The organism is Devosia sp. MC521, from assembly GCF_014127105.1.
Taxonomy (GTDB): domain Bacteria; phylum Pseudomonadota; class Alphaproteobacteria; order Rhizobiales; family Devosiaceae; genus Devosia.
The window spans coordinates 3,574,919-3,587,310 of the sequence record NZ_CP059902.1 but is presented as its reverse complement, the minus strand read 5'-3'; the positions used below and the strand labels follow the sequence as shown (position 1 = coordinate 3,587,310).

Sequence of the window (12,392 nt, the reverse complement as noted above, 5' to 3'; positions counted from 1 at the left end):
TCTATTTTAGGTTTGGAAGGGAAGGGATCATGAGCGCTGTGCCCCATAAGCCCATGCTCGCGACCGTACTGGGACAACGCCAAGAGCGTCCTCCCGTTTGGATCATGCGACAGGCAGGACGTTATCTACCGGAGTACCGTGAGACCCGTACCCAAGCGAAGAATTTCCTAGAGCTGTGCTACACGCCTGACTTGGCTGTTGAGGTTACGCTTCAGCCGCTTCGTCGCTTCGATCTCGATGCGTCGATCCTGTTCTCAGACATTTTGGTTATTCCAGATGCTCTAGGACAATCAGTGCGCTTTGAAACAGGTGAGGGTCCACTTCTCGAGCCACTCGATCCATCCGGTGTTGACCGCTTGGATCGGAGCAGAGCTTTGGAGCACTTAGCGCCTGTTCTCGAAACAGTGCGTCGCCTCAGAGCTGCATTGCCACCGGAAAAGACACTGATCGGCTTCTGCGGTGCTCCATGGACTGTGGCGACCTATATGCTCGGCGGTCGCGGGTCCTCGGATCAATGGGTGGCGCGCAAGTTCGCTCTCCAGCACCCCCAGGCTTTCGATAAGCTGATGGATATCCTGGTCTACACCAGCATTGATTATCTTGAAGCGCAGTTCAAAGCTGGTGCTGATGTTGTTCAGATTTTTGAGAGCTGGGCTCTCAATCTCGACGACACCTCGTTCGTCCGGAATGTGATGGACCCGAACCGGAGGATCGTTGAGGGACTACGTGCACGCATCCCCAATGCGCCAATCATTGGTTTTCCACGCGGTGCTGCCGGTAATATTCTGCGCTATGCCGAAGCGACCAAGGTCAACGCGGTTGGGATCGACTATGCCACGCCACTCGATTTCGTCTGCAAAACCCTACCAAACACACTGACGGTGCAGGGCAATCTTGATCCGCTTCGTCTGGTTGTTGGTGGCGAAGCGATGGAAACCCAGGCGCGTAAAATCATCGAGGCCTTCTCCGATCGTCCGCATGTGTTCAATCTTGGCCACGGCATTGTGCCCGAAACCCCGATTGCGCATGTCGAACGTCTGATCGAAATCATTAAGCGCGGTTAAGGGATTTTTCAAAAATGCTCGAAATGTGGGTCAAAGCCCTGCACGTCATTTCGGTGATTTGTTGGATGGCCGGGATGTTCTACCTGCCGCGCCTGTTCGTGTATCACACCAAGGTAGCCGTCGGCTCTGAACAGTCGGAAATGTTCAAGGTGATGGAACGTCGTTTGTTCCGAGCCATCACCACCCCTGCAATGATTGCGAGTTGGATTTTTGGCCTGTGGATGATCCATCTTGGTTTGATGGATTTTTCGACCGGCTGGACTTGGATTAAGCTGGTTGCCGTTCTCGGCATGTCGGCCTGTCACGGGATTTTGGCTAAGCAACTAAAAGCTTTTGCTCAGGACAAGAATACCAAGTCAGAAAAATTCTACCGCGTAATCAACGAGGTGCCGACGGTTCTCATGCTGATCATCGTTATCATGGTGGTCGTGAAGCCGTTCTAAGCAAAACGCTAAAGTTCAGGAATTTGATAACGGGGTGAGCAGTGCTTACTCCGTTTTCTTTTTGCTCGACGGTCAGCGCCGTTTCACGTGAATCCACCTGATCGCTATTCAATCTTGAAAAATCTCTGGGATCGGAGTAGATGATAACGCGAAGCACCCCATAGGGCGCGGTTTCCCAAACCGTTGCGGCGTGCTGATCAACTCCCCATTTTCTGATTTACCTTCGTTTTATCGATATCCCTCAAGGGCCCGTCGCATACATGCAGAATATCAAGCTCAGCGAGCTCAAGGCCAAATCACCGGCCGAACTCTTGGCTTTTGCCGAGGAGCTGGAGGTCGAAAACGCTTCGACCATGCGCAAGCAGGAATTGATGTTCGCCATTCTCAAGGAATTGGCGGCTCAGGATATCAACATCGTTGGTGAAGGCGTGGTTGAGGTGCTCCCGGACGGGTTCGGCTTCCTACGTTCGCCAGATGCGAATTATCTACCAGGTCCGGATGACATCTATGTCAGCCCGAGCCAGATCCGTCGTTTTGGTTTGCGCACCGGTGATACGGTTGAGGGCGAGATTCGCTCTCCCAAGGAAGGCGAGCGCTATTTCGCGCTGCTCAAGGTCAGCACAATCAATTTCGAGGATCCCGAAGCTGTCCGTCATAAGGTCAACTTTGACAACCTCACCCCACTCTACCCTGAAGAACGCCTCCGCATGGAGCTGCCAGATCCGACAACCAAGGATCGTTCGGCTCGTCTTCTCGATCTGGTAGCACCGCTCGGCAAGGGCCAGCGCGCATTGATTGTTGCGCCTCCGCGTACTGGTAAAACTGTACTGTTGCAGAATATCGCACAGTCGATCGCGACCAATCACCCGGAATGCTATTTGATCGTTCTGTTGATCGACGAACGTCCGGAAGAAGTGACCGACATGCAGCGCTCTGTGCGCGGTGAAGTCATTTCCTCCACCTTCGACGAACCAGCAAGCCGCCACGTTCAGGTCGCTGAAATGGTGATCGAAAAGGCGAAGCGCCTCGTCGAACACAAGCGTGACGTTGTTATCCTGCTCGACTCGATCACCCGTCTTGGTCGCGCGTACAACACCGTAGTTCCGAGCTCCGGCAAGGTTCTCACCGGTGGTGTCGATGCGAACGCGCTGCAGCGTCCAAAGCGCTTCTTCGGCGCGGCACGTAACATCGAAGACGGTGGTTCTTTGACCATCATCTCGACAGCGCTGATCGACACAGGTTCGCGCATGGACGAAGTGATCTTCGAAGAATTCAAGGGCACCGGTAACTCGGAAATCGTCCTTGATCGTAAGGTCGCTGATAAGCGCGTCTTCCCGGCTATCGACATCAATAAGTCCGGTACCCGTAAGGAAGAACTGCTCGTCGACACGGATATCCTGCGCAAGATGTATGTCCTGCGCCGCATCCTCAACCCGATGGGGACAATCGACGCGATGGAATTCCTGGTCGATAAGGTTCGTCAGACCAAGACCAATTCCGATTTCTTCGACTCAATGAACACCTAATAGACTAGACGGAGCCGGGCATGCAGGCGGGCGACACAATCATGGCGCTCTCCTCCGGCTCCTTGCCGGCCGGGGTGGCAGTAATCCGCCTCTCTGGCCCGCTGGTCCAACAGGCACTACAAACTCTAGCAAGCGGCGTCCCTGCCGCCCGCAAGATGGCTCTCCGCTCCATTGGAGCAGATCGAGCACTCGATCAGGGCCTCGTGGTCTTCTTTCCCACTCCCAACAGTTTTACTGGCGAAGATTGCGCCGAGCTGCACGTCCATGGATCGCCTGCCGGCGTAAAAGCCATTTTGGCCGAACTGGCCACGCTTGGGCTGCGCCTTGCTGAGGCCGGTGAATTTACCCGTCGCGCGTTCGAAAATGGAAAACTGGATCTCATCGAAGTTGAGGGGCTTGGCGATCTCCTTTCTGCCGAAACAGAAAAGCAGCGTCAGCAAGCTCTTGCGCGTTATGATGGACGCTTGACGGAAGAGATCGATCAATGGCGTGATACGCTTCTCGACTTGCGCGCCGAAATTGAAGCCCGGCTTGATTTTTCTGACGAAGGGGACGTCTCAGACGACCTGCCTAGCAATTGGCTCGATCAACTCACATTCCTTGAAAGCGCCATTGGTAGAGCGTTGGATTCGGTCGAAAGTGGGCGTATCGTCCGCGAAGGTCTGCGCGTTGCCCTGGCTGGGGCGCCAAACGCCGGAAAATCGAGCCTCATCAACGCACTTTCCCGATCCGACGTCGCCATTGTTTCCGATGAAGCCGGGACCACTCGCGACGTACGTGAAGTGCCACTTGACATCGGCGGCCAGAAATTTGTTCTTTTGGACTTGGCTGGTCTCCGGGAGACCGACAGCAAAGCTGAAGCCGAGGGGGTTAAGCGCGCTCACAAGGCGATTGCTGATGCCGACATTGTTCTCTGGCTTCGCGCCCCCGATGTTGAAGACATTGATGTACCAGAAACATCTGGTCACCTCCTCACCCTCGGCACCAAGTCAGACATAGCTGCCGTAGACGCAGATTTTGCGATCTCCACAGAAACAGGGGCAGGGCTCCCTCAGTTATTCGCTCATCTGGCAAAGCTTGGGGAAGCGGTTACGGGTGTTGAGCCGAGCCTTGTTAGCCACGAGCGCGACCGTCAGTCCCTGCAGGCTGCCTTAGCCACTTTGCAAGAGACACGCGGGTCCCTCCATGATTGGGAGCTTGCAGCTGAAAGTCTGCGCAATACATCAGCCGCACTTGAGCGTATGATCGGCCGCCTTGATGCCGAGCGCGTTCTCGATCGGCTCTTTTCTAGCTTTTGCATTGGTAAGTGATTCACGTGAAACACGGGTGAAACGTCCCGTGGAGCTTCACGCTTAAGCCAAAATGTTGATTCACGTGAAACACTGGCCTATTTGATGCGCCTTGGAGAGTTTTACCCATGAGCGACTACGCCGTTATCGTTGTTGGTGGTGGTCACGCTGGTACGGAAGCCGCAGCTGCGTCTGCCCGTCTTGGCGTCCCCACAGCCCTTGTTACCCATCGCTTCGATACGATTGGGGAGATGAGCTGTAACCCAGCCATTGGTGGCTTGGGCAAAGGCCATCTCGTCCGAGAAATCGACGCGCTCGATGGTCTCATGGGCCTCGTCGCTGATAAAGCCGGCATCCAGTTTCGCGTCCTCAACCGCCGCAAGGGACCTGCTGTACGCGGCCCGCGCGCGCAGGCAGATCGTAAGCTTTATCGTGAAGCTATGCAGGCTGCGATCACCGCACAGCCAAACCTCGATGTGATCGAAGGCGAAGTCGACGACATTGAAGTCACCAATGGTCATGTCTCTAGCGTTGTGCTGCTCGATGGTCGTCGCATTGGCACCAAGGCAGTTGTCCTGACAACCGGTACCTTCTTACGCGGTCTCATTCACCGCGGCGAGTTTACCGAGCCCGCTGGTCGCGTCGGTGAAAAGCCAGTGCTCGGCCTGTCGACACGTCTCGAAGGCCTTGGTCTCGCTCTCGGTCGCCTAAAGACGGGCACTCCTGCACGCCTTGACGGCACCTCCATCGATTATTCTGTTCTAGAAGAACAGCCGGGCGATGACCCCATTGAAGCGTTTTCGGCTTTGACGGACGAGATCACCACGCCGCAGGTATCGTGCCACATCACGCGCACAACCGCCGAAACGCATAAAATTATCAGCGATAACATTCATCGTTCGGCCATGTATTCTGGCCGCATTCAATCGCGTGGCCCGCGCTATTGCCCGTCGATCGAGGATAAAATTGTCCGCTTCGCCGATCGTGACAGCCATCAAATCTTTCTGGAGCCAGAAGGGCTAGAGGACAAGACCGTTTATCCAAACGGTCTTTCCACCTCCTTGCCTGAGGACGTTCAGGAAAGATTCCTTCGTTCCATGCCGGGCTTGGAAAATGTCAAAATCATCCGCCCAGGCTACGCGATAGAATATGATTATGTAGATCCGCGTGAGCTGCGACCCACCTTGGAGGTTAAGCGCCAGCCTGGCCTCTATCTCGCGGGTCAGATCAACGGCACGACCGGGTATGAAGAAGCGGGAGCGCAGGGTCTGCTTGCCGGTGCCAATGCTGCACTCGCCTCAAAGGGCACGGAGTCTCTCATCCTGTCGCGAACGGAGAGCTATCTCGGCGTCATGGTCGACGATCTTGTCACCCGTGGTGTTTCCGAACCCTATCGTATGTTCACCTCGCGGGCAGAGTTCCGTTTGCACTTGCGTGCCGACAACGCTGATCAGCGGCTGACTATGCTGGGCATTGAAAAGGGTGTGGTGGGCGATCGCCGCGCCAGCTACTACGCCGAAAAGTCGGCCAAGCTAGAACATGGGCGGACACTCCTTAGAACGCTCAGCGCTTCACCTACTGAGGCCCGTAAGGCGGGCCTGCCCGTCAATGAAGATGGCAAACGCCGTTCCGCATTTGAGCTTTTGTCATACCCTGACTTTGAGGCAAGTGATTTGACCAAACTTTGGCCGGAGATCGTTGATCTTGAAACCGAAGTGTTGGAGCAAGTGTCTATCGACGCGCAGTATGCGGTTTATCTCGATCGCCAGAAGTCAGACATCGAAGCGGTCCGTCGCGATGAGCAACGCGCCATTCCCGATGATCTCGATTATATGGAGATTCCAGGTCTTTCTATGGAACTGCGTCACAAGCTGACCCAGTACAAGCCGCAGACCATTGCTCAAGCCCAAGCAATGGATGGTATGACTCCGGCAGCGATTACGCTGCTATTGGCTGTCATCCGACGTGGTGCTCTTCGTAAGGCGGGTTAATGTCTAATACTCAATATGTTTCCGCCTATGCTGCGGCGCTATCACGACCGGTTGAGGTCGTCGCAAAAGACTTGGAATCCTATGCCAATCTTTTGCGTAAATGGCAGAAGGTTCAGAATCTTGTTTCACGTGAAACACTGAATGAGCTTTGGACCCGCCATTTCGCTGATAGCCTCCAGGCCCTAACAGTGCTCGAAGAATCAGATCGGCTTGTTATGGATATTGGCAGCGGCGGCGGCTTTCCCGCGCTGCCGATGGCAATTGGATCGAAAGGCATGGATCGCAAATTCGTGCTTGTCGAACCAACGTCCAGAAAAGTGAGCTTTCTCCGCACTGTAGCGCGTGAACTGACTTTGAATGTCCAAGTCTTCGGGAATCGGACTGATGAGATTGATTCACGTGAAACAGGCGTACCAGACGTAATTACTTCCCGAGCATTGGCTGCTTTGCCACAGTTATGTGATTGGATGCACCCCTTTTTCGGCGAAAATACTCGTGCAGTTCTGCACAAAGGCCGAGAACATGTTGAAGAGATCAAACTAGCCCGTACCCACTGGGACTTTGATGTGTTAACAAAAGGTAGTGACACTGACCCGGGCGGCGTGATCCTAACGATCACCGATTTAAAACCGAGGTTAGCGAGTTAACGGCAAGCGGAGGCCGATTTGGCACCCCGAATCCTTACTTTAGCCAATCAAAAGGGCGGTGTCGGTAAAACGACAACAGCCATCAATCTTGCAACGGCACTTGCCGCTATCGGTGAGCGCGTGTTGATTGTCGATCTTGATCCGCAGGGCAATGCTTCTACGGGTCTGGGCATCAATCGTACCGACCGCGCATTGTCGGCATATGACGTCTTGGTTGGTGAAGCGACCGTCGTCGAAGCGTCGATCATGACGACGGTGCCCAATGTGGCAATTGTCCCGTCGACGATGGACTTGCTCGGGGTGGAACTGACCATTGCTGGGCAGGGCGATCGGGCCTTTAAGCTGCGCAATGCCTTCAAGCAAGTTGATGAGATGCGGATCAACGACAAGCCGGTGAGCTATATTCTCATCGATTGTCCGCCCTCGTTGAACCTTCTTACTATCAATTCACTTGTCGCGGCTGACGCTGTGCTGGTGCCATTGCAGTGCGAGTTTTTTGCGCTTGAAGGTCTTTCACAGCTCCTGCAGACCATTGAGCAGATACGCTCTACCCTCAATCCCCGCCTTTCGATCCAGGGTGTGGTGATGACCATGTTTGACAAGCGCAACAATCTTTCCGAGCAGGTTCTTGCGGACGTGCGTAGCGAAATGGGTGATCTGGTCTATGACACAGTCATTCCGCGCAATGTTCGCCTTTCGGAAGCGCCGTCCTACGGCAAACCGGCATTGCTTTACGATTTGAAGTGCGCAGGATCTCAGGCTTACCTGCGCCTTGCCACTGAAGTTATCCGCCGCGAGCGGCGCCTGAACGCAGCTTAGGAGCGCAGAATGACAGACAAACCGACACGTCTTGGCCGGGGTCTTGCAGCGCTTATTGGCGACATGGCTTCTATCGAAGGTGCACGCGTGACCGAATCTGGTTCCGGTGGCAAAAAATTGCCACTGGAATTCATCATTCCGAACCGTGCGAACCCGCGTCGCACGTTCAACGATGAGCAACTCGAAGAGCTGACGAACTCGATCCGTGAGAAGGGCGTAATGTCGCCGCTTCTGGTCCGTCCAACGACGGATCCAAATATTTTTGAGTTGATCGCCGGTGAACGTCGTTGGCGCGCGTCTCAAAAGGCAGGTCTTCACGACGTTCCGGTCATCGTTCGTGATGTCGACGATAAGGAAGCGCTCGAACTAGCGATTATTGAAAACGTTCAACGCGCCGACCTTAACCCGCTCGAAGAAGCAATGGGTTATGGGCAGCTGATTGAGCAGTTTGAATATACTCAACAGGACTTGGCGCAAGTTATCGGCAAATCCCGTTCGCATGTGGCAAACACTCTGCGTTTGCTTAAGTTGCCAGAAGACGTTCGCGGCATGGTGTCGAGTGGAACGCTGACTGCTGGTCACGCGCGCACGCTGATCACTGTCGACGACCCGACAGCACTGGCACATGAGATCGTTGAAAAGGGTCTTTCGGTTCGCGAAGCAGAAGCGCTCAGCCAGCAGCGCGATATTCCTTTGAAGAAGCCGGTTGTAAGCCGCGCTGAGCCCGATACAGACACTTTGGCGCTACAGCGTCGCCTAGCAGACGCGCTGGGCCTGACGGTGGCTCTAAACCATTCTGACAAGGGTGGTAAGCTTGAGATCCGCTACAAGACACTCGAACAGTTGGACGATATCTGCATGCGTCTAACAGGGCGGACTAACTAAGTATTTGTTTTAATAGATGTTCCACGTGAAACGCGCCCTTTTAGGGGCGCGTTTTTTATTGTGTGGCAGCCATCATGCACAGTGCCAGGGTCGTTCTTCTCAATACTGCCTCCGCCAAAGCGGGACGGCGGCGACTGTCCGAAGTCGCTTGCAGAAGGCGGTCCGCGGCGATCGCTAGGGAGCGGTCCGACCAGAGGCGCAACTGCTGCTCAAGGGTTCCCATCCGTGAAAAGTGGGGTTTGGGCTTTACACCCTCCAACACAGCGCGAGCTGGCTTGCCTTTGTCCACTTCGGTCCGCCAACGGCGTAGACTGGCAAAATGATTGGTCAGCATAGCCAGTAGTTGCTGGGGGTTCACATTTGCGGAAACTGCACGGTTGAGTGCCAACTCTAGCTTTTCGGCGTGCCCGCCGCCTGTCGAATCCAAAATTGCGTCTATGGCTAAGGCGCCGTTGTCGGCACAAAGCAACAGAACGTCCTCGCGGGTAAGGTGTTTGGTTTTGGCTGAGTAAAGCGTCAGCTTTTCCAATTCGCGACGCGTGATCTCGCGGTCGTTGCCAAGGATTTCTCGTAGGCTTGGGATAACGTCGTTGTCGTGCCGAATGCCGTTCTGGTTAAACGTTTCACGCATGAGCGCAATAAGGGTTTCGTCGCTATCCGGGTAGCACGGCAAAGCGCGCCCCAATTTAGCGGCTTCGACAAGTGCACGCAGAGCGTCCTTGGGCGTGAGATTATCGGCCTCGAGCACGATGGCAGTGCCACCGGGATCATCTACGAGTTCTTTGAGTGGCGCAGCTAGTGTCTTACTGGCATTTCTCACGCGAATGATGCGTTTGCCGCCAAACAGTGAGACTGACCGGGCTTCTAGCACGAGAAGTGAAGGATCTGCGTTAAGTTCCGGACCATCAAAAATGGTGACATTGGCTGAGCCAGGATCGTCACCAGACAGATAGCGGATTAGCCGCTGGGCGGTCTCACGAACAAGACCGCCGTCTGGGCCGTAAGCGAGGAATATGCCCTCGCTGAGGTCGGGGCGCGCTAGATAGCGCGCCACCTCATGTGCTTTCAGCGAGGTCATACAACAATGTTGATGATGCGATCGGGAACGACCACGATCTTCTTCGGGGTCTTGCCTTCGAGCGCCTTGGTGACGGCTTCAAGTGCAAGTGCCTGAGCTTCCACCTCTGCCGCTGCAGTACCCTTGGCAACAACCAGTTCGCCACGGCGCTTGCCGTTGATCTGGATGGGCATGGTTACTTCATCATCGACGAGAAGCTTAGCGTCAACCTGTGGCCAGAGAGCGTCGGCAACGAGGCCTTCTGCGCCGAGAACGTCCCAGCATGTTTCGGCCAAGTGCGGCATCATCGGGCTGATCAGTTGGATCAACGAGCGTGTGCCTTCCTTGAGCGCTGTTTGCGTTGCGGCGCCAGGCTTGCCGTTTACAGCTTTCACCAATGCGTTGGTGAGTTCGTAAATCTGAGCTACGGCACGGTTGAAACGCAGGCCTTCGATGTCCTGAGCCACGCCGTGGACGGAACGGTGCACGATCTTGCGCAGACCAAGGGCTGCGGTTTCGTCAACGGCATCACTTGCGGTCGCCGGAGCTGCATCCACGAGATCATTGACCAAACGCCAGACGCGCTGCTGGAAGCGGCTTGCGCCTTCAACACCGGCTTCGGTCCACTGAACGTCGCGTTCAGGCGGGGAATCCGAGAGCATGAACCAACGCGCGGTATCGGCACCGTAGGACGAAACGATTTCGTCTGGATCGACCACGTTCTTCTTGGACTTGCTCATCTTTTCAACAGAACCAATAGACACTGGTTCGTTGTTGGACAGCAGGCGCGCAGAACGGACGTCACCATTGGTTTCGATGGCGATATCGGTTGGATTGACCCAAGCGCCATCCGTGGACTTGTAAGTCTCGTGGGTGACCATGCCCTGAGTGAACAAGCCCTTGAACGGTTCATCTACGCCCACATGGCCAGTGGCCTTCATCGCGCGGGTGAAGAAGCGGCTGTAGAGCAGGTGGAGGATCGCGTGTTCCACGCCACCGATGTACTGGTCCACCGGAAGCCAGCGATTGGCGACAGCTGGTACCGTGGGGGTATCCGCATGTGGGGCAGTGAAGCGGGTAAAATACCAGGACGAGTCGACAAAGGTGTCCATGGTGTCGGTTTCACGCCGCGCGGCAACACCACACTGTGGGCAGTTGGTGTGCTTCCAGGTCGGGTGATGGTCGAGCGCATTGCCCGGCTTATCGAAGGAAACGTCTTCTGGCAGAATGACCGGCAGGTCCTTCTTTGGCACAGGCAGCGTTCCACACACTTCGCAGTGGATGACCGGGATCGGGCAACCCCAATAGCGCTGACGGGAAATCCCCCAGTCGCGCAGGCGATAGTTGACTTCAACTGCGCCCTGCCGCTGGCCATCAACTGTGCGTGCACCAAAGACTTCCGCCATCTTTGCTTTGGCAGCATCGATGGTGAGGCCGTTGAGGAACTCAGAGTTAAAGATGGTGCCACCGTCGACATAGGCTTCGTCGGCAACAGCAAATGTGGCCGGGTCGGTGTCTGCTGGTAGAACGACGGCTTTAACGGGCAGGTCGTATTTACGAGCGAAATCTAGGTCGCGCTGGTCATGTGCTGGGCAACCAAAGATTGCGCCAGTGCCATAGTCCATGAGGACGAAGTTGGCGACATAGACGGGCAGGGTCGCGCCTTCAACCACCGGGTGTTTCACGTGAAGACCAGTGAACACGCCCTTCTTTTCCGCCTTTTCAAGCGTTTCAGTGGCTGTGCCCTGACGACGGAATTCAGCAACAAATTCAGTGAGCTCTGGGCTCGATTTGGCCAGTTCAGCGGTCAGCGGGTGGTCTGGAGATAGGGCAAGGAAGGAAGCGCCGAAAATAGTGTCCGGACGGGTGGTAAACACCTCGACCGACGTTGCGGCGGTCTTGTCGGAGCCGACCAGTTCGAACAGGAGGCGCATGCCTTCCGATTTGCCGATCCAGTTGCGCTGCATGGTGCGCACTTTTTCTGGCCATTCGGTCAGCGTGTCGATGGCTTCGAGCAGGTCTTCAGCAAAATCAGAGATCTTGAAGAACCACTGCGTCAGCTCGCGCTGCTCAACTGCAGCGCCCGAGCGCCAGCCCTTGCCATCAATAACCTGCTCATTGGCGAGAACGGTCATGTCGACCGGATCCCAATTCACCTTTGAGCTCTTGCGGGTCACGAGACCGGCTTCAAGCATATCGATGAACATAGCCTGTTGGTGCTGGTAATAGTCCGGCGAGCAGGTGGCGATTTCGCGCGTCCAATCAATGGAGAGGCCCATCGATTTCAGCTGCTTCTTCATCGCCTCAATATTGGCATAGGTCCAAGTCCCCGGATGGGTCTTGCGCTCGATCGCAGCATTTTCTGCTGGCAGACCAAAAGCGTCCCAACCCATTGGATGGAGCACATTTTTGCCCTTCGCACGGTGATAGCGCGCCACGACGTCGCCCATGGCGTAGTTGCGCACGTGGCCCATATGAATGCGACCCGAGGGGTAGGGGAACATCTCTAGGACGTAGTAAGGGTCGCGCGGATCATCGTTGGAAGTCACAAAGCTCTGGCGCTCGTCCCAGATCTTTTGCCATTTCGGTTCGCTTTCGCGCGGATTGTAGCGTTCGCCGCTCAACTCGGATCGTCCTTACAAATCTAACACAGCATGTCGCAGGAGGGTTG

General features: G+C 55.3%; 10 protein-coding genes. 8 read left to right on the top strand and 2 right to left on the bottom strand.

Annotation, left to right across the window (positions count from 1 at the left end; translation table 11 throughout):
- Window positions 1-29 precede the first annotated feature (29 nt).
- The 8 genes from hemE to H4N61_RS17240 all read left to right on the top strand — a co-directional run bounded on the left by hemE (window position 30) and on the right by H4N61_RS17240 (window position 8,664).
- The gene (hemE, locus tag H4N61_RS17275) at window positions 30-1,064 is read left to right on the top strand and encodes a uroporphyrinogen decarboxylase (protein ID WP_182394557.1); all 1,035 of its coding nucleotides are present in this window, start codon (window positions 30-32) and stop codon (window positions 1,062-1,064) included.
- A gap of 14 nt (window positions 1,065-1,078) precedes the next feature.
- Complete coding sequence (gene hemJ, locus H4N61_RS17270) at window positions 1,079-1,507, top strand: protoporphyrinogen oxidase HemJ (protein ID WP_169194457.1); 429 nt, start codon at window positions 1,079-1,081, stop codon at window positions 1,505-1,507.
- 260 nt (window positions 1,508-1,767) lie between these two features.
- Window positions 1,768-3,033, top strand: coding sequence for a transcription termination factor Rho (rho, locus tag H4N61_RS17265; protein WP_169194458.1), 1,266 nt, complete (start codon window positions 1,768-1,770; stop codon window positions 3,031-3,033).
- Between the two features lie 20 nt (window positions 3,034-3,053).
- Window positions 3,054-4,343, top strand: a complete 1,290-nt coding sequence (gene mnmE / locus H4N61_RS17260) for a tRNA uridine-5-carboxymethylaminomethyl(34) synthesis GTPase MnmE (RefSeq protein ID WP_182394556.1) — start codon at window positions 3,054-3,056, stop codon at window positions 4,341-4,343.
- A 107-nt stretch (window positions 4,344-4,450) separates the two neighbouring features.
- A complete protein-coding gene (gene mnmG / locus H4N61_RS17255; protein ID WP_182394555.1) occupies window positions 4,451-6,313 on the top strand; it encodes a tRNA uridine-5-carboxymethylaminomethyl(34) synthesis enzyme MnmG in 1,863 nt (620 codons plus the stop codon).
- Window positions 6,313-6,960: a 16S rRNA (guanine(527)-N(7))-methyltransferase RsmG gene (gene rsmG, locus H4N61_RS17250; RefSeq protein WP_182394554.1), complete on the top strand. Its 648-nt coding sequence runs from the start codon at window positions 6,313-6,315 to the stop codon at window positions 6,958-6,960. Before mnmG ends, rsmG begins: the two co-directional genes overlap by 1 nt.
- An 18-nt stretch (window positions 6,961-6,978) precedes the next feature.
- On the top strand, window positions 6,979-7,779 hold the full coding sequence (locus H4N61_RS17245; RefSeq protein WP_169194462.1) for a ParA family protein: 801 nt from the start codon (window positions 6,979-6,981) through the stop codon (window positions 7,777-7,779).
- A 9-nt stretch (window positions 7,780-7,788) separates the two neighbouring features.
- Complete coding sequence (locus H4N61_RS17240; RefSeq protein ID WP_169194463.1) at window positions 7,789-8,664, top strand: ParB/RepB/Spo0J family partition protein; 876 nt, start codon at window positions 7,789-7,791, stop codon at window positions 8,662-8,664.
- A 55-nt stretch (window positions 8,665-8,719) separates the two neighbouring features.
- On the opposite strand, the gene holA is transcribed toward H4N61_RS17240, so the two are convergent.
- Together holA and leuS are read right to left on the bottom strand one after the other, a co-directional pair.
- Window positions 8,720-9,742: a DNA polymerase III subunit delta gene (gene holA / locus H4N61_RS17235; protein ID WP_169194464.1), complete on the bottom strand. Its 1,023-nt coding sequence runs from the start codon at window positions 9,740-9,742 to the stop codon at window positions 8,720-8,722.
- The gene (gene leuS / locus H4N61_RS17230; RefSeq protein WP_169194465.1) at window positions 9,739-12,345 is read right to left on the bottom strand and encodes a leucine--tRNA ligase; all 2,607 of its coding nucleotides are present in this window, start codon (window positions 12,343-12,345) and stop codon (window positions 9,739-9,741) included. The genes holA and leuS overlap by 4 nt, the downstream gene beginning before the upstream one ends.
- Window positions 12,346-12,392: the final 47 nt, after the last annotated feature.